At 52.9% G+C, this 19,335-nt stretch carries 12 protein-coding genes; 7 read left to right on the top strand and 5 right to left on the bottom strand.

All coding sequences use genetic code 11. The annotated features are described in order from the left end of the window. Nucleotides 1-21 precede the first annotated feature (21 nt). From SCARR_RS27780 to SCARR_RS27760, 5 genes are all read right to left on the bottom strand, one after another. On the bottom strand, nucleotides 22-780 hold the full coding sequence (locus SCARR_RS27780; RefSeq protein WP_136066010.1) for a carbohydrate-binding family 9-like protein: 759 nt from the start codon (nucleotides 778-780) through the stop codon (nucleotides 22-24). Continuing rightward, entirely contained in the window at nucleotides 780-2,795 is a 2,016-nt protein-coding gene (locus tag SCARR_RS27775; protein WP_136066008.1) for a sulfatase family protein, read from the bottom strand. The genes SCARR_RS27780 and SCARR_RS27775 overlap by 1 nt, the downstream gene beginning before the upstream one ends. A 21-nt stretch (nucleotides 2,796-2,816) precedes the next feature. Beyond that, nucleotides 2,817-3,797 carry an aldo/keto reductase gene (locus tag SCARR_RS27770; protein ID WP_136066006.1) on the bottom strand — a complete coding sequence of 327 codons (981 nt, stop codon included), beginning with the start codon at nucleotides 3,795-3,797 and terminating at the stop codon, nucleotides 2,817-2,819. 12 nt (nucleotides 3,798-3,809) lie between these two features. Next, on the bottom strand, nucleotides 3,810-4,787 hold the full coding sequence (locus tag SCARR_RS27765; protein ID WP_136066005.1) for an aldo/keto reductase: 978 nt from the start codon (nucleotides 4,785-4,787) through the stop codon (nucleotides 3,810-3,812). Between the two features lie 127 nt (nucleotides 4,788-4,914). Then, nucleotides 4,915-5,898 carry an HAD family hydrolase gene (locus tag SCARR_RS27760; RefSeq protein ID WP_136066003.1) on the bottom strand — a complete coding sequence of 328 codons (984 nt, stop codon included), beginning with the start codon at nucleotides 5,896-5,898 and terminating at the stop codon, nucleotides 4,915-4,917. A 106-nt stretch (nucleotides 5,899-6,004) separates the two neighbouring features. On the opposite strand from SCARR_RS27760, the gene SCARR_RS27755 reads away from it, so the two are divergent. The 7 genes from SCARR_RS27755 (at nucleotide 6,005) to SCARR_RS27725 (ending at nucleotide 18,930) form a co-directional block, all read left to right on the top strand. Continuing rightward, nucleotides 6,005-8,854 carry an alpha-mannosidase gene (locus tag SCARR_RS27755; RefSeq protein ID WP_136066001.1) on the top strand — a complete coding sequence of 950 codons (2,850 nt, stop codon included), beginning with the start codon at nucleotides 6,005-6,007 and terminating at the stop codon, nucleotides 8,852-8,854. 99 nt (nucleotides 8,855-8,953) lie between these two features. Beyond that, entirely contained in the window at nucleotides 8,954-10,579 is a 1,626-nt protein-coding gene (locus tag SCARR_RS27750) for a sulfatase-like hydrolase/transferase (RefSeq protein ID WP_168433678.1), read from the top strand. After that, complete coding sequence (locus SCARR_RS27745) at nucleotides 10,580-12,325, top strand: arylsulfatase (protein ID WP_136065997.1); 1,746 nt, start codon at nucleotides 10,580-10,582, stop codon at nucleotides 12,323-12,325. It begins immediately after the preceding gene. A gap of 58 nt (nucleotides 12,326-12,383) precedes the next feature. Next, the gene (locus SCARR_RS27740; protein ID WP_136065995.1) at nucleotides 12,384-13,784 is read left to right on the top strand and encodes a Gfo/Idh/MocA family protein; all 1,401 of its coding nucleotides are present in this window, start codon (nucleotides 12,384-12,386) and stop codon (nucleotides 13,782-13,784) included. A 152-nt stretch (nucleotides 13,785-13,936) separates the two neighbouring features. Beyond that, entirely contained in the window at nucleotides 13,937-14,899 is a 963-nt protein-coding gene (locus SCARR_RS27735; RefSeq protein ID WP_136065994.1) for a type I phosphomannose isomerase catalytic subunit, read from the top strand. Nucleotides 14,900-14,983: 84 nt separating this feature from the next. After that, entirely contained in the window at nucleotides 14,984-18,127 is a 3,144-nt protein-coding gene (locus SCARR_RS27730; protein ID WP_168433677.1) for a sensor histidine kinase, read from the top strand. Beyond that, entirely contained in the window at nucleotides 18,124-18,930 is an 807-nt protein-coding gene (locus SCARR_RS27725; RefSeq protein ID WP_136065990.1) for a response regulator transcription factor, read from the top strand. The genes SCARR_RS27730 and SCARR_RS27725 overlap by 4 nt, the downstream gene beginning before the upstream one ends. Nucleotides 18,931-19,335: the final 405 nt, after the last annotated feature.

The following is a 19,335-nucleotide window of genomic DNA, read 5'->3' as shown; positions in this document are numbered from 1 at the left end:
AAAAAGATAAACGGATACCAATCATGGATTAGCCGGGAGTAACAGCACGAGCTTTCGCGGGCTGTAGTCTTCGTAGAGATGATTATCTTGGTTCCGGAGCGGGGGGTGCATGGTCTGCTCTTTGTCGGAAAGATAACGTGAAAAGTTATAGCGGTTGAAAAAGATCATCCAATCGGCTTCCGGATCAAAGGCATCGCCGTTGGCCGTCAGGTCGGCAATCGGCATGGCCATTTCCGCCGTCCATGCGGTGTCGCGGTCCTTCCAGTTATTCAGCGTGCCATCCTGTTGAGACGCGACCCGTAAGCCGCAGGCATAGTTAAAATTACTTTCCAGTCCGCGCCGACCGCGACCGGGCATAAAGAAACTGGTTTTGTTGCCGGCGGGGGTCACATACAGCTCCCAGTACCAGGTTTGATTTTTCGGTTTAAGAAAAACTTCGGCCACATCGCCCAGCTTGTAATGGTGTAGTTGGTTTTCGGTCCCTTCGGCCACCAGATCCGAGTCCTGAAGGTGGAAGGCAAAATAGATGTGGGTCTCATTCCATGCCAGTTGAACGGTTCCGCTTTCCTGGACCCGCTGCCCTTCGCGCGATTTGTTTTTCGGGAGTTCCAGTTGATAGACCGGGGCGGTTTTCCAGATGGGCTCGTTAAGCATGCCGTCAATATTGACCGCGGTGTGGGTGAAATGGGCCTCGGTGGGGGGCGCCGGTTCGGCGTGTGCGGCACAGGAAAACAGCAGGGCGCATGCACCCATCCCTATGGCTTTCGTTTTGTTTTTCATCAGTTTGCTGCCTGTTCCCGCGCATAGGCGGATAGCTCGGAATCGGGCATCCGCTTCCGCTGGATTTTGAAGGAGTCGATGGTGCCGGTAAACCCGCCGAGTTTGGAGAGTTCGTAGGGATCCACCTGAGAGTCGGGATCGCCGCCGAGGGCAATGTCTCCATATTGTTGGATCCAACGGTGCAGCTTGCAGTAGATGGTTTCGGTCTGGACGAGTTTGCCGTTTACGAAAAATTTAACTTCGCTGGTGTGGTTGTCCATGTTCACCAACAGGTGGGTCGGTTCGTTCAGACAGGACACATCGCCATCCAATGCATGGAAACGGTTGCCGCCGCTGAAGCAGAATCCGGGAACGCCGTTTTGAACATAGAACATATATCCGGTGCGCTGCTCGCCATGGGAGAGAATAATGCCGTCGCTCTCCGGCTCGACGATGCATTCGAACACCATGCAGCCAAAGTGCGAATCCAGCTTTTCATTCATCGGGATGGTTTGCACAACGGTACCAGTGCAGGCGAGTCCATCGGGGCCGAACTCTTCATTCACCAGCACGCCGAGCGGGCGGCCTTCGAGATCTTCGGGGTGGGGGCGGGCGACGACGGCCTGGTAGTCCGCTTCCGCCATCACTTGTTTAAGTTCGCGCTCCATTTTCTGTTTGAGCGGTGCCGACTCGGGCAGCAGCGCGAGGTTTTTCATTTCGCCGGGATCGTTGGCAAGATTGTAGAGTTCGTCGATGCTGTCGCCGTCGGGATAGTGAGCATACATTTTATCGATACTGCGGACGGCGGTGATGCGCGGTATGGCGGTGATCAGGTCGCGCCAGTAGGTGAAAAGAAATGAGGTGCGCCAATCTGCGACGGGCAGTTCTTCTGCGAGCGGCAGCAGCGAGCTTCCCTGCATGGCGTCCGGAATCTTTACACCGGCATATTCAAGGAACGTAGGTGCAACATCCAGATTGAGTACAATTTCTTCCACGGTACTGTCGGGCTTCACTCCGGGTCCGCGCATAATGAGCGGGATACGCATCGATTCATTGTAGGCCTGACGTTTGTCGCCCATGCCGTGTTCGCCGTGCATATAGCCGTTGTCGCCGGCAAACACGATCACGGTATTGTCCAGCAGCCCTTTCTTTTCCAAGACCTGGAAAATGCGCCCGACGCCATCATCAACCGCCGGGATACAGCGCAGATAGTTGCGCTGTTGATGGGTGCCGATTTTAGCCGGCCAGGTGCCGAGTCCGCGTTTTTCGGGAACGGGAATCGGATGCTTACGGCGCAGGCGTGTGCCTTGCTCCGGGGGCATCACCATGCGGCGTTGCCACTCCGGCTTGTCGTCCATATTGTCCATCCAGCTCAGCGGTTCAGGTGCGGGCAGTCCGGTATACAGATCTTTGTGGCGGTCGGCGGGGATGAAGGGTTGGTGTACGGCTTTGTGCGAGAGGTAGAGTAGAAACGGCGCGGACCGTTCCTTCTCGATAAAGTCCACGGCATAGTCGGTGAGCACATCCGTCACGTAGCCTTCTTTCACGATTTGCGTGCCGTTAATATTGAGCCGGTTTTTATCGTAGTTACCCTGGCCTTCAAAGCTGCACCAATAGTTCCAGCCGGGCCGCGGATCGTCGAACTCGCCGAGGTGCCACTTTCCAATGTAGCCGGTGTCGTAGCCGGCGTTTTGGAGATATTGTCCGAAGGTCGGGGTCTTGTCGTGATCGAGTTCGCGCCCCTCCTGATTGGTGGTGATCCCGTTCCTGTGCGAATGCATGCCGGTCAGGAAGCCGGCGCGCGACGGGCCGCACAGCGAATGCGTGGTGAAGGCGTTGGCAAAGTGGACGCCCTCGTGCCGGATGCGGTCGAGGTTCGGCGTTTCCAACCACGGGAAGCGGCCGGTGAACCCCATCGCATCGAAGCGTTGGTCGTCCGTGAGGATAAAGATAATGTTCGGGCGTGAGTCGGCCGCTTTGGCGGCCACGGAGCCGCATACGGCAAGACCGAGAAAGATAGAGAGTATCGGTTTCATATTTATCACCAGTTGTGTGTGTTACCAGGCGTAGGCTTGCGGAGCTTCGCCGCCGGGCCCCGGGAAGAGTTTGTCCAGTTTGCGGAGAGTTTCGTCTGACAATACGATTTCCGGAACCGCACTGTTTTCTTTCAGCTGTTCCAAGGTGCGCGGTCCAATGATCGGCGCCGTCACCACCGGATTGTGCAGAAGCCATGCGAGGGCGACGTTGGCGGGAGAATGACCGAGTTCAGAGCATAGCGCTTCATAGGCTTCGATTTGTGGACGCCGCTTTTCCAATTGATCCTGTAGTGCGGCACGCCGTCCTTCGGTCGGTTTGGCAAGCACCCCGCCGAGCAGGCCGCCGGCGAGGGGACTGTAGATGAGCAGGCCCATTCCAAAACGACGGCAGGCCGGAATCACTTCCAGTTCAAGGGCGCGGTTGCTGAGGTTGTAGAGGCTCTGCTCGCTGGCGAGTCCCTGCTTGTGCATCGACTTCGCCGTCCAGCAGCTGTCGGCGATATCCCAGCCGGCATAATTGCAGGAGCCGGTATAGACAATCTTTCCCTGCTTCTCGAGAATGTCCATGCCTTCCCACATTTCCTGATGCGAGCAGGCACGGTCGATGTGATGAATCTGGAGCAGTTCGATATGATCGGTCTGCATCCGCTTCAGCGAACCTTCGCAGTGCTTGATGATTTTGTATTTCGAGAGACCGTCGTTAAAGCTGTTTTCCTCGTACCGTTCATAGTGCGGGCCGCAATGGCCGAATACTTTGGCGGCGATGATGACCGCGTCGCGCCGCCCGTCGCCCTGGGCAAACCAGCGGCCGATCATATTTTCCGTTTCGCCGCGCTCGGAACCATAGGCGTCGGCGGTGTCGAAAAAGTTAATGCCCATATCGAGCGCTTCATCCATCATGCGGAACGCTTCCTGCTCCGTGGTACAGTCGCCAAAATTCATGGTGCCGAGGCAGAGGCGCGAAACCTTCATGCCGTTTTTTCCAAGTGGGCTATATTGCATGGTTGCTCCTTTTTATGCGTTCAACGCATCAGTGATTTGCTGCATCTCTTCGTTGGTGAAGGATGGATTTTCCAAAGCCTGGACGTTTTCTTTAATTTGTTCAGGGCGGCTGGCGCCAATGAGGACGGATGCCACGGGGCTGAAGTCCAGATTCCAGCACAGCGCCATCTGAGCCAGGCTTTGTCTGCGTTCTTCAGCGATCGCATTCAGTGCACCAACTTTTTTGAGCAGCTCGGGGGTGATCCGTTCGGATTCAAGGCAGGTGCCGTCGGTCGCAGCCCGGGACCCCTCAGGAATGCCGTTGAGATAGCGGCCCGAAAGAAGACCCTGCGCCAATGGGCTGAAGGTGATGCATCCGAGGCCATCCTTTTCCAATCCATGGAACTCGCCTGAGTCCGCCGCGTTCTGATCAAACATATTGAAGGGGAGCTGGTTGATCAGGCAGGGGACGCCTTCCTGTTTCAGCAACTGGATCATGTTGCGTGAAGGTGCGCCGTAATAATTGGAAATACCGATATAGAGTGCTTTACCCTGACGGATAATATCGGTCAGCGCGCGCGCCGTTTCCTCGGCTGGGGTTTCGGGATCGGGGCGGTGGTGGTAGAAGATATCGACATAGTCGAGCTGGAGGCGTTTCAGGCTCTGGTCGATGCCGGCGATCAGATGTTTGCGCGAACCCCAGTCGCCGTAAGGCCCGTCCCACATCTGGTGCCCGGCTTTAGAAGAAATAATCAGTTCATCGCGGTGGGTTTTAAACTCGTTCTTCAGGAAGCCGCCGATGTTGACCTCGGCGAATCCGCCGCCATAGTTATCGGCCAGATCAAAGTGGGTAATGCCCAGATCGAAGGCGGTCGTCAGCAAGTCCAGCTGTTTGGATAGATCATCGTCTTTTCCAAAGTTGTGCCACATTCCGAGAGAAATGGCGGGCAGTTTGAGGCCGCTGTTTCCAACACGGTTATAGAGCATGTTGTTGTCGCGTGTTTTTGTCATTGATTGAACTCCTTCAGAGTGGACGCTATTTGCATTGGATGATTGTACTGACCTGGGTGCTGGTTAAACCACGAAATACACGAAAGTACCTGCAGGTTTTATTTTCATGTGGTTCGTGGTTCACAATTTAGATGCGCTCCTTGATTTTGCTCAGCAGGCCTTCGAAGTCCTTGAAGTAGTGTGAACAAAGGCCGCGCGTTCCGGATTGATTGATGTTTCCGCCGCCGATACCCCACGGCTGCATACCGGCCAGCAGGATGGAAACAATACCAGCGCCGCTGTCTTCGATGCCGATGGCGGAGTAGCGCTGGTTGAAGTCCATGCCGAGGCCGACGCGCATTGTTTCGGCGTAGAGCCACGGGTGGGGCTTCGGAGAAAGTTCGCCCAGAGTTCCGGCTTCGCCTTTGCGCAGTGCAAATCCTGCGGTGATGATCGCGTCATAGAAGTAGGCCGGATCGCCCATATCAAGTGTTTTGAAGGCATCAAGGATTTCGGGATAGGCTTTTTCGTAAAGGCCGGAGGTCACCAAACCGAGCTTCATATCCATGTTTTTCAGTTCGAGCAGGAATTCTTTAATGCCGGGTGACGGGCGGAACGCGCCGGGTTTGCCTTTGCCATCAAGGATCAGCTTCATTTCGCGATGGGTGTGCTCGAAATAGAAGTTACGTGCTTCTTCAACCGTTTTGTCGGCGCAGTATTTATTGACGCAGTATTGCAGGTGTTCAGATACCGAGTGGCCGGATACATAGGGGAGGTCGGCGTCTTCCAATTCAAATTTGGGATTGTCCAAAAGGCTGGCGGTACTGAGCTGGATAATCCAGATCCAGAATTCCTCGCTATGCACGGTGGTACCGTCGAGATCCATGAGGACCGCTTTAATGGGCTCCTCTTTATCCAGTGCCGGGACCGGGTAGTAGGCCGGATAGCCCAATGCGGAATTCACCAACGCCAGGGTATTATTTTCGAAACCGATGAATTCGACTTTGCCATCGCCGGTTTTGGCCACGGCCTGAACACCGTCTTTTCCAGCGGAAAAACGAAGGTCGGATGTTTTTTCGAGTTCAACGAGTCCAAGCGACTCCGCCGAGTTTCCAAGGTCTGGAAAATGCATGTAATGCTCCAATTAGTTAAAAATGTGCTTGTGAGATAAAACGTTTATCCTATAGTGGCTATTGATTCGTCAATCCTATTTTAACCGAAACTAAAGGAAACGTATTATGTCGAAGAAAACTGCTCTGGTTGTTGCGCACACGCATTGGGACCGTGAATGGCGCTATCCGATCTGGAAAACCCGCTCCCTGCTGTTGGAGTTCATGGATTGGCTGATCGATATTCTGGAAAACGATCCAAGCTATGAGAGCTTTCTGATGGATGGGCAGACGGTCTGTCTGGATGACTATCTGGAAATCCGACCGGAAAACCGCGATCGTATCGCAGCGCTGGTAAAAGCCGGTAAACTGTCCGTAGGGCCTTGGTACACGCTGCCCGACCTTTTTCCAATCTCTGGAGAATGTCTCGTGCGCAACCTGAACAAAGGAATTCGTTTTGCTGAAGATCTCGGTGGATACAATCCGATTGCCTACCACACCTTTGGTTGGGGGCAGACCGCCCAATTCCCTCAGATCTATAGAGACATCGGCATCAACTATGCCGTTGCCGCCAAAAAAGTGTCTGAAGAGCGTGCTCCGCACTGCGAATTTATGTGGACCGCACCGGACGGCTCTGAGCTGCTGACGTCGCGCCTCGGCCACTTTACGCGTCAGAATGGCTATTTTTACCTTCACTTCCCGGTTCGTCTAAACAACATCTACGACGACAACCAGTATAAATGGGACTGGGGCAAAACCGGCGTGGCGTATCATCGCGCCGACGAAAACAACTATCAGAACGACTATTTCCGCATCGACCACGAAGACGGCTACTTCAAGGAAAATGTGAAAGACGCTGCCCAGCGCACCTGGGACAACATGGACAAGACGCTGGTCGACGATTGGCGCCTGCTCATGTGCGGCTGCGATTTCTCTACGCCGAATCCATACCTGCCGCAAATGGTGAAGGACTCCAATGAGGCCATTCCGGAAATCGAATTCCGTATGGGCACGCTGAAAGAATATTTCCAGGGTGTGGAAGAGCGCCTCGACCGTTCCATTGTTCCCGTGGTGCAGGGCGAATTGCGCGACGGTGAACCGAGCCACGCTTCGGCCAATGCGCTGGCAACCCGCATCCATATCAAGCAGCTGAACAAGACCGCGGAAAATTCCATGATTCGCCGCACGGAGCCGTTGGCAGCTACGCTGGCCACGTTGGGGGTAACGCATTCGTCCGGCATGATTTCCAAAGGGTGGAACTATCTGCTCAAAGCGCACCCGCACGATTCCATCAACGGGGTGACGCAGGATAAGACCGTCGACGATAATATCTATCGCCTCAACCAGGCCATTGAAATCAGCGAAACCGTTTATGAAGACTGCATGGCCGGTATGCTGAAAAAACTCGACCTTTCTGCATACGGTCAGACCGATACGCTGTTGCTTCTGCATAACCCGCAGCCTCGTCCGGTTCGTGAAGTGATCCGCGTCGGCATCGATACGCCGCAGGACGACGATGTCTGGACGTTGGGCATCGAAGATGCCGATGGCTCCAGACTTGCCGTACAGGAAATTACCCGCGATGAACACAAACAACCGGTGCACGACATTGAAGCGCGGCCGTGGCCGTTTTATGTCGACCGCCATCAGCTCTATCTCGATACCGGCGAAATTCCGGCGGGTGGATATAAAGTGGTGAAGGTTGTGAATGATCGTAGCTACTGGCGTGAAGAAGAATGGTGGCCGGCGATGCGCAAGAGCGCCGGCGGGTTTATCGGACAGGGTTCCAGTAAACTTGAAAATGATTTCTTGAAAGTGGTCGTCAATTCCGACGGCACCTTTGATCTGACCGACAAGCAGAGCGGGCGTGTGATTGAAGGCATGCATTACTTTGAAGACGAAGGCGACACGGGCGACTACTGGGCCTACTATGCACCGTACGGAAACCAGATTATTACCAGCCGAGGCTTTGGATCACGCATCTGGATGGAAGACAACGGACCGCTGAGCGCCACGATCGGCATTGAAACCACCATGCAGGTTCCGGCACATGCGGAATACCGCAATGTTCGGGTACAGGGTTACGGAAAACGAAGCGAGCGTCTGGTGGAAATGAAGATCACATCGCGCATCATGCTGAACAAAGACAGCAAACACGTGAAGGTGAAAACCTCCATCGATAACACGGCGAAGGACCATCGCGTACGCCTGATGATTCCATCGGATATCCAGACCGACTTTTCCGATGCGGCCGGACACTTCACGGTGGACCGTCGCGGCATGGTTCATGAAATTGATGACGACGGAAAGTTTTACCCGGAAATGGCACTGCGCCCGATGAGTGTGTTCTGCGATGCCTCCGATGGAACCAACGGCGTGGCGGTGCTTAATAACTGTCTGACCGAGTTCCAGCTCGTCGATGATGATCGTCGTACCATCGCACTCACCTTGCTTCGCGCCATGCGCAACCGGATCTGCACCGAATCGCGCGTATCTTCCGAATTCCCTGAGTCGCTCGGCAGCCAGATGCTGCAGACTGTCGATTATGAATATGCCATCTATCCGCACGCGGGCAACTGGGATGAAGGAAAGGTGTATGCCGAGGCCGACAAGCTGAATGCCAAACCGGCCGCAACGCAGATTTCGATGAATCATGGCGGCGATTTGCCGACGGTCGCATCGCACTATGCAATTGATAACGATTCGCTGGTACTCTCCGCTGTTAAAAAAGCGGAAGACCGCGATGCAATCATTGTCCGCCTGTTTAACCCGACCGAAGAAACGCAGGAAGGTATCCTTAAGTTTGGTCTTCCGGTTTCCAAGGCTTGGAAAAACAACATGATTGAAAAGCGCGGCGAAGAGATTTCGTTGAATGATGGCGCGGTTTCCCTATCGGTTCCGAAGGGTAAGATCATTACGATTGAAGTGGCGGAATTGGAGACTGGGGGCGTAAGCCGCCAGCACTCTGTTTCGTCCTAGCCGAGATCCGTCTCCGTTACACTACGACGGGACTACGAAGGAGTGTCTTTGTAGTCTTCTCGGAGCGAAGCGGAGAGGATGAGTTTAACAGGGAAGAATATGATAAATAGACGCTTTTTTACTACACTAACCGCGACCGCCACTTTAGCGGTTCTGCAATCGAAAGCCAAAGCAACGCAGCGCCCGAACCTGCTGTTTATCATGACCGATCAACAGCGGTTCGATGCGCTGAGCCTGGCAGGAAACACCATCCTGAAAACGCCGAACATGGATCGGATTGGCAAAGAGGGCGCCTATTTTTCACTCGCAAATTCTCAGTGTCCGGTTTGCGGTCCCGCCCGTACGAGCCTGATGACGGGCCGCTCGGTTGAAAAGACTCAGGTGCGCACCAATATGGCCACCGATGAGCGGGATATCACCCCGATGCCATGCTACGACGAACTGTTGTCGGATACGGGCTATCGTACGGAATACTATGGCAAGTGGCACGCTCCGCTGGGGCGTGCCTTGAAATACGATAATGCTGTTGCACCCGCCGGGATGCATGAATGGGAGCGCGGGCCTGGTCTCTCGAAGGAATATGAAGGCTATCTCAAGGGTAAGGTCAATCGAATCAAGCTCTACAACAATCCGGAATATGCCAACTCCGGCCTGCAGGAACAAACCTTCGATCATCGCTCCTATAAACCCAATCCGCTCGACACGCGCTATGGCATGGAGCCGGGCATAAAGACGGATGGAAACGGGGATAAGTTGAAAGTGGCTCAGCCGGATCAGCATGGTATCTCGACCGTGCCGAAGGAACATACGATTACGGCCGTTCAGGCCAAGCAGACCCTCGCGGCGCTGGAGCGCCTTGCGAAGAGGGACGAACCGTTTTCGCTGCACTGTTCTTTCCACTGTCCGCATTCGCCGATCACGCCGTCGGAACCCTATGCTTCAATGTATAAGCCGAAGGATATGCCGGTTCCGGAAAGCATTGATGATCCAATGGATAACTCGCCCTACATCAATGAAAACGGGCGCAAGCGCCTATCGCAGTATCGGGATCACGATAAAATAAAATATATGATCGCCAACTATTATGCGTTGGTGAAGGAGATAGACATCTGGCTGGGCGAAATCCTGGATAAAATGGATGAGCTGGGTATTGCGGAAAACACGATGGTCATTTTTACCTCCGACCACGGTGAAATGCTTGGAGCGCACGGCATGCGCGAAAAGAATATATTCTACGAAGAATCGGTCCATGTTCCGCTGATGATCCGCTTCCCGGGCCGAATCAAGGCCGGAACAAAGGTGGATGCGCCGGTTTCTCAGATCGATCTCTATGCGACTATTCAGGATTATCTGGGAATAGAGAAAACCGCGTCCGATGGAGAGAGTCTGCGACGTTATATTGAAGGAACATCGAACGAAAAGGATGCGTGTGCAGTGGCCGAATGGAACTGGCGCGGTCCCGTGCAGCCCAACCTGATGGTCCGTACTAGACAATGGAAATATTTTATTCCCAACACGGCTGATTCCAAGGTGATGAACGTACTCTATGATCTAAAGAATGATCCGCTGGAAATGAATAACCTGCTGGGCAACAACCCCAAGGCGGAGAAAAACAGGAAACAGGCTGAGTTCATGAAAGGCCTGCTCGTCCAATGGTTGGAAAAAACGGATTCACCGCACCTCGCAGGAGTGAAGAAACGAGGCGCCGTTAATGCAGGACAATAGATGAAGAAATTTTTAACTGTTATAGCCATTTCACTAATTACGTTTCATATTTCGGCAAAGCCGAATGTCGTTGTCATACTTACGGATGATCAGGGCTGGGGCGATCTGAGTATCAACGGCAATACGGCCATTGATACGCCCAACGTGGACCGCCTGGCGCGGGACGGTGCAATGTTTGACCGTTTTTATGTCAGTCCAGTCTGTGCGCCGACACGGGCCGAGTTTCTTACGGGGCGGCATCATGTCCGGACCGGGGTTTACGGGGTGACCGCTGGTGGAGAACGGATTAACCCGGACGAAGTTCTGATTTCAGAACTATTCCAACGTTCGGGATATAAAACGGCGGCTTTCGGCAAGTGGCATAGCGGCATGCAGTTTCCCTATCATCCGAATGCGCGGGGGTTTGATGAGTTCTATGGTTTCTGTTCGGGGCATTGGGGCAACTATTACGACACCATGATCGACCATAACGGGGATATCACCACGGGCACCGGTTATGTGAATAACGACTTTACCGAACGTGCTATGGATTATATTGAGACGCATCAGGAGAAACCGTTCTTTGTCTACCTGCCGCTCAATACGCCGCACTCACCCATGCAGGTGCCTGACCGCTGGTGGAACAAGTTTAAGGATTTGGAACTGACACAGGACCACCGCGATAAAAAGAAAGAAAACATCGATCACACCCGTGCCGCGTTGGCGATGTGCGAGAACATCGACTGGAATGTGGGACGGCTGCTCTCGAAACTCGATGAGTTGAAGTTGGCGGAAAATACCATTGTGGTCTACTTCTGCGACAACGGTCCCAACGGCAACCGGTGGAACGGCGACATGCGTGGCAAAAAAGGATCAACGGACGAAGGCGGCGTGCGCTCGCCGTTGTTTATCCGGTGGCCGGGCAAAATAAAACCCGGTACGGAAGTGCTCCCGATCTGTTCCGCTTATGATCTGTTGCCGACGCTTGCCGATTTGACGGATGTTCCAATGTCTGGAACAAAGCCGATCGATGGAACGAGTTTGAAACCTTTACTTTTCGGTGAAGTGAATAACTGGCCGGACCGGACGCTGGCCCATTATTGGCACAAGCTTTCTATTCGCACGCCGGGCTATCGTTTGGATCAGAAAGGCAATCTTTACGATATGGTTACGGATCCCGGACAACGTACAGCGATCAACGATCAGGTTCCGGAAACCGCGGCTTCGTTAAAGGAATATGCCGAGAAATGGCGGGCCGAAATGGTGAGCCGGCACGGTAAGGAATTTGACCATCGTCCTTTTGTGATCGGCCATCCCGGAGCGAAGATGACGCAGATTCCTGCCCGTGATGGTGTGGGCAAGGGCGGCATCAAGCGTTCCTGCAAGCATGCCAACGATTCCTACTTTACGAACTGGACGAGTCTTGAGGATTCGATCGAATGGCATTGCGAAGTAGGGCAGACGGGAAAGTATAAAGTCGAACTGTTCTACACCTGCCCCGATGCTGATGCCGGTTCAACGGTTGAGCTTAGTTTTAACGACGAAAAAATGGTTGGTAAAATTACTAAAGCTCATAATCCGCCACTGTTCGGAATGGAACGCGACCGGGTTGAACGAACCGAGTCGTACAACAAGGATTTTAAACGTGTTACCTTCGGTACGATTATCCTGAAAAAAGGCGAGGGCACACTGAAACTTCAGGCTTTGGAAATCCTCGGTGCACAGGTGATGGACTTTCGGTTGATGCTGCTGACTCGTATCGACTAGCATTCGGACCACTTTAAGAGAAACGAATAGAGTAAATAACTCAGGACGGAGCAAACTGATGAAATTGAATAGACAGGGTTTTTTGAAAGCAGGTGCTGCGGCATCGATTGGTTTTCCGGGGATTGTACGTGCGCGGGGTTTGAACGAGAAACTGCAGGTCGGCTTTGTGGCAGTGGGTGGTAAGGCCAAGACCCATACGCTGGAATGCCATAATCAAGGGCTTCAATGCGTAGCTTTTGCCGATGTGGATGAACGGACGTGGGGAGGGGTGCTGGACAAAGAAGGCTGGAGCGGTGCCGCAGGATATACCGATTGGCGTGAAGTGTTCTCGAAACACGGTAAGGAGATTGATGTGGTTTTTGTGGCCACGCCGGACCATTCCCACTTTGCTCCCAGTATGACTGCTGTTTCCATGGGAATTCATTGTTATACGGAAAAACCGTTGACCTGGTCAGTGCGGGAAGCGCAGTTGCTGACACAAGCCTATGAAAAGAACAAGGACGTTGTCACCCAGATGGGGAATCATGGGCATGCTATGGAAGGGTGGCGTGTGGCCTACGAACTGGTCAAGGGCGGGGCGATCGGAGATGTGAAAGAATTTCATACGTGGACCAATCGTCCAGTCTGGCCGCAGGGTGGGGACAAACCGGACTACACCTCACCGGTGCCGGGTTATCTAAACTGGGATGCCTGGCTGGGGTCTGCCGCATTCAGGGAGTATGTCGGTCCAAATGAGCATTCCCCTCGTGCGAAAGATGGAACTCCGCGAGGGCCGTATCATCCGTGGAACTGGCGCGGTTTTGTTGATTTCGGATCCGGCGCGCTGGGCGATATGGCCTGTCACACCACCGACGGCATCTATGCCTTGATGAATCCCGGGTATGCCGAAACCGCACAACCTTTGGAAATGAATGGTAAAGTGCGGGATCAATATCCGGCCGGCATGGTGGTCAAAAATACGTATCGGGCGACGCAGGAGCGTCCTGGATTTGCGACCTATTGGTACGAGGGCAAGGACAAGAAGGGTAAAGCCTACATGCCGGAAACGCCGGAAGAGCTGATCAAGGACGGGTCAAAACTTCCAAGGACTGGAAACCTGATTGTCGGCAGTAAAGGCAAGATGCTGGTTCAGGGCGACTACTGGAACAGCCCGCGCATTATTCCCGAAGCGAAACGCCGAGAATTCGGGCGTCCGGAAAAGTTGTTGGAGCGTTCTCCGGGGCATCATGCTGAATTCTTGATGGCCTGCCGGGGTGAAAAACCGCGCGAATTCAGCCAGTCAAACTTTTCCTATTCCGGACCGATGACCGCAAATATTCAGCTGGGTAACCTCTGTGCCCGCGCCGGAAAGAAACTGGTATTGAACGAAGCCGGTGAAATTACGAGTGACCCGAAAATTAACGAACTGGCCTGGCGCGAACCACGTAAAGGTTGGGGCCCGCTGAAAAGCATCGCCTGACACCGCCGGCGCATATTCATTGATGAAATATTTATTGTTCCTGATGGCCTGTCTGGGGCGGGTCATGATGACGCCGAATCACAAGGCCTTTAAAAACATGCGCGTTGAAGCTGTGACGCTGGAATCTATCCAATACAACTAAGGTATCCATTATGAATTTATATCCACTCATGTTTAAGCCCGTCTACAAGGACTATCCGTGGGGCAACACGCGACTTCCTTCCCTGTTTGATCGGGAAGCGCCGGAAGGTGTTTATGCCGAATCGTGGGAAATATCCACCCATCCGGATGGGGAAAGCGTGGTTGCGAACGGAGAGCTGGCCGGAAAAACGCTGTCGGAGGTAATAAAGCAATCCGCCGCTGAAATTCTGGGGTCGAACGTTGAGGGCAATGATTTTCCGCTGCTGATTAAGCTGATCGACGCGGCTAAGCCTTTAAGTGTTCAGGTTCATCCAAACAATGGAAATGCTGAAGGGGTGCAGGGAGAACCGAAAACCGAAATGTGGTATTTTTTGAACGACGAGCCTTCGCAGATCTATTGCGGTCTCAAACCGGGAACGACCCGCGATGATTTTATCCGGGCGATGGAAAATGAATCTTTTGAAGAGATCCTCCGTGCGGTGCCGGCTGAAAAGGGCGGGGCGGCTTTTGTGCCGGGCGGCAGGGTGCACGCGATTGATACCGGTTGTCTGATCCTTGAGATCCAGCAAAACTCAAACACCACCTATCGTGTCTATGACTGGGGTCGCGTAGGCAACGACGGAAAACCGCGCGAGATGCATCTGGATAAAGCGCTGCAGGTGATTGATTTTGACGACGCGGATGATCCGGTATGTAAACCGGTTCAGGTTTCTTCCCATGTTCGGAACATCTGCACGTCCGACTTCTTTGTGGTGGATGAGATTACTGTAGAAGATGGAGCGGAGCAAAATACCGAGGGACAAAGTTTCCACGCTTTGTTTTCTGCCGAGGGTGGATTTGAACTGACGTATGGGGATGGACAGGTTGAATCGGTTGCAAAAGGAGAGTCAGTCCTGATTCCTGCCGAGATCGGGGCTTATCAACTTACATCCGTCCAAAAAATAACGATTTTGAAAACATCGATGCCTGAATGAGGAATCCGTTTTCGGACGTTTAATTTTTCGGGGCTGGGTAATACGGTCGTGCATGATTCGAGTGTCTGTGGTATGCGTGTTGTAATGAACTGGAAAGTCATAATTTTAAGTCTGCTGCTCCCGCTGGGGTGTGTTGCCGCTGATTCATATGTTCCTCGGATTGCTGATCCGGTGCTGGAGCCCTGGCGTTGGCAGGAGATGGAAGAGCTCGCGGAGCAGGGCGTGTTCTGCATGGATGAAGCGGCGGACGGATTGCTCTGGTTCGGTTGCATCGGCGGGCTGGCCAGGTATGACGGGCTTGAGGTGGAGCGGATTCCGTTTGATGAGAAACTTCTGTCGGGCATTGCACACAATGAAAACCGCGAACCCTGGGCCATGGGCGTGCTCTGCCTGCAGGATGGAAGCCTCCTTGTCGTACTAGAGTCCGGCCTGGTGCGCTGGATAAACGGGGAATGGAGCGTTGTTATTCCAAACGTTGGAAATCCCTCGTATCAAACCCGGATTGAAAAGGCGGAAGACGGTACGATTTGGTTGCTGGTCGAAAATGCACTTTGGCGTATCAGCGAAGATCTGACGGAGCAGTATATACTGCTCGAAGGCGGGCCTGCAGAACGTTTGACGACGATGTGCCATGATGAGCAGGGGGATATCTGGGTCATCCTGAACTCATTCCAAAAGTCCGCAAAATTAATACATATCCCTTTACTAAAAGTTTCTCCGGAATATGAAGAGGATTGGGAAAGTTATCCGGTTGAACTTGAGAGTACGGGGCGTGAGCCGCGGATATGCCCCGGCCCGGACGGCAAGATCTGGTATGTGGACAACAATGCTAATAACGCGATCTGGTTCTTTGACCCAGCTCTCGGGACCTGGACCGTCGCGGACCTGCCGGACTCTCAGAAGGGTTATTATTCGCTGATAAAGGATAAAAGCGGAACGCTTTGGGCAGGGGGGACAGGCAAGCTCTATTCCATCAAGGCGTCCGGGGGGACCTATTATTCCCCATCCAGACTGGGACTGCCCAGCAGTCCTCTGAGAATTCACGAAACGGCCGCTGGAAAATGGTGGGTGATTGGGCGTGGCGGTTATGTCTATGCCATGGATCCCGGCGATGGGCAGTGGTTGACGTATGAAGACCTTCATTATGAGTGTGACGAACCGGGTGGAAAGCAGTGGTTTCTGACCGGAACCCGTCGTGTGGTTTCGCATAACCCTACGACCGGGGATTGGATATATTATAAGCTGGCTGATGGAGTGATTGATTGGCCCCGGTCTCTGCATGTTTCCAGTCATGGGCTGGTTTGGGCGGCGGGCAGTCATAAAGGGCGTGCGGCCATCGGCGTCTTTGACGGAATGAAATGGACGCGGTTTGAGCATCCGGAATTCGGTATGATGATTGAAGGAGCCGTGCTTGAGAGTGCGGACGGCACCATGTGGTTCGGGGCCATGGGCGACCGATTGGGTCTCCCGGCTAACCGCACCGGGGGAGCGCTGCAATATGAAGTGACTTCGCACGGCAAGGTCCGGTGTTTGAGGCATCATGCATCGAGTGTATTTCCCTATACCATTGCGCGAATGGCGCAAACCCGGGACAAAACCCTCTGGCTCGGGGCTCCTGTGGTTCAGCGTTATGACATAGCGAAGGAAAAGGTCGAAGTTGTACCTCAACTCCCTACGGTTCATACACAGGATATGGTTGTGGACGGTACCGATCATTTGTGGATCGCCAAAGGCTTAACCGGCGTCTATCGGCAAGAGGCGTCCGGATGGAGAAAAATATCCGGTAAAGATGCGCTTGGCGGGAAACTTGTTGTCGATTTGCTTCCGCTGATGGATGGAACACTGCTGGCGGCATCTGATCTTGGGATCAGCCGTTTTGACGGGAAGAGCTGGATGGGAAACATGTTCAGTTCCGACTTCGGAATGTCGACCAGAAGCGGCAGTATGCGACAATCGGCAGACGGTTCTGTCTGGTTCAATTTCACGAGTAAAGATGTGCGGTCATCACAGGTTTCCATGAACATTGATAGCGTGGAACGGTATCGCACCGTTCGGTATGTGAGCGATGATCAGTCTCCGGATACCTTTATTGAAAACCATCTTGAGCACGTGGATTCCGAAGGGAATATCCATATTTCATGGTCCGGGCGGGACGTGTGGTCAAATACCCGGCGCGACCAATTGCAATTTTCCTGGAGAATAGATGACGGGGAGTGGGCTCCGTTTTCTTACGAAGTCAGCAAGACGTTTCTCAATTTAGACAACGGGGAGCATGCGCTGGAAGTGCGCGCGCGCGATCGTGACTTTAATGTCGATGCGACGCCGGCGATAAGCTTTTTTTCGGTAGCGTTGCCGGTCTGGAAAAGGGGCTGGTTTGTCGGCATGGTTCTGATGATGACCATCGTGACCACCGCGTTTGTCGGGGTGCTCATTTATTTCCATGACAAACGGCTAAAAGATCGTGCCCGTCATCTGGTTGAGATTGATCAGATAAAGACCGGGTTTTTCACGAATATATCGCATGAACTCCGTACGCCGCTGACATTGATTTTAAGACCGTTAGAGCGTTTGCTTGAATCGGAAGAAAATCACGAAAAGCGTGAAATGCTTTCCATGGCCCAGCGCAATGCGAGTCGCGTATGGAATCTGGCTTCCCAATTGCTGGATTTTCGAAAACTGGAACAGGGACAAATGCGGGTCGATATCGCCGAAGGGGATATTGTGGTTTGTGTGCGCGATGTGATCGAACGGTTGGAGCAGGCGGCCATCGCAAAACAGATCAGCTGCACGGTGACCAGTCCCGATCAGTGGTGTGGTTGGTTCGATGCGGAGATGGTGAAAAAGATTGTTCAAAATCTGGTTAACAATGCCATCAAATTTACTCCATCAGGCGGCGAGGTTCGGGTGGCACTCAGCAAGCGCATGACTGAAGAAGGGGGCGAGCTGCTTATTTTGGAAGTGGAGGATACGGGGCCGGGGATAGAGCCGGTTCACTTGCAGCGTATTTTTGATCGGTTCTACCGAATTCCCGAAAAGTCGATTGTGGATGGATCCGGTATTGGGCTGAACTTGACCAAAGAGCTCGTGGAACTTCTGGGCGGGACTATCCGGGCTGAAAGTCCGGTTCGTGCTGAGCTGGAGAATCCGGGCACACGCTTTATTGTTTCTTTACCCATTCCCCCGAACAATGCTTCTGGCAAGTTGCCAGCAACAGGAGATTCAATATGATCCGAAAATTTAACGCATCGGCTGACGAAGAGATTGAAAAACCGACGTTGCTGGTTGTTGAAGATGATTCTGATATGCAGCGACTGATTGAGCTGGAATTGATGGATGAATATCAGGTTGTGACCGCCGGGAATGGTCGCGTCGGGCTGGAGAAGGCGTTGGAGTCGATTCCTGATTTAGTGATTACGGATCTGATGATGCCGGTCATGGATGGCGTTGAACTCTGCCGGGAGCTGAAGAGCAACACGCATACTTCACATATTCCGGTCATTATGTTGACCGCAAAGGATTCCGTTGAAAGCCAGATCCAAGGATTGGAAACCGGGGCGGACGATTATGTCACGAAGCCGTTTCACATGGGGTTGCTCAAGGTTCGGATTCATAATTTGCTGGAATCGCGCCGCGTACTCCGGGAACGGTTGGGGGTGGAGTTTTCATCCATGTCCGAGCAAGCGCTTCCGGAAAGTGTTATGGAGCGTGATTTCCTGGCACAGGCTCTCCGTGTGGTGGAAGAGCATATGGGCGAACCGACCTTCAATCCTGATCATTTTGCCGAAGAAATGCACATGAGTGTGAGCACACTGCATCGCAAAATGAAGGCCATCACAAACCACACACCGATGAAGATGATCAATGAGGTGCGGCTGAAAACGGCTGCCCGGCTACTGGCGGAGAGTTCGCTGAATATAACAGAGATTGCTTACGAAGTCGGCGTCGACGGGTCAACCCAGTTTGGTCGTCTCTTTAAGGCGCAGTATGGTGTAACGCCATCGCAGTATCGCGCCGATTCCTCGGCACCTTAGATCGAAGGGCGCCCCGGAAACACTCCGGTAAGACCTGATTCCTGAAAGGTTCACTTTCGGTATGTTTTTCAATGGAGAAAACGTTATCTCTGTTTTATAGGCGAATGCCTAGGGCATAGCCTTCGGTCCATCTCTGCTGTAGTTTTTTTTCACTCTGGGGTACTAACTTCCGTTAATCCATTAAAATACCGCATATTTAGCATAATTGACAGTCTCAGTTGAATTTATGATGCTCAGTGTTGAGTATGATTTTGTTTTTTTTGGTTAATTATTAACTGTAGCTGGGCAAAGGTATGTTTCATGAACGGGTCCAGCTTAATATGTTTATAAATGATGAAACGATTATTTATATCCAGTGGCAGGAAGAAAGCAGATGACGCAAGCTCATCGAATGAATGCAGGACT

It is taken from the genome of Pontiella sulfatireligans (assembly GCF_900890705.1).
GTDB lineage: Bacteria > Verrucomicrobiota > Kiritimatiellia > Kiritimatiellales > Pontiellaceae > Pontiella > Pontiella sulfatireligans.
This window is presented reverse-complemented; position numbering and strand designations above follow the sequence as displayed.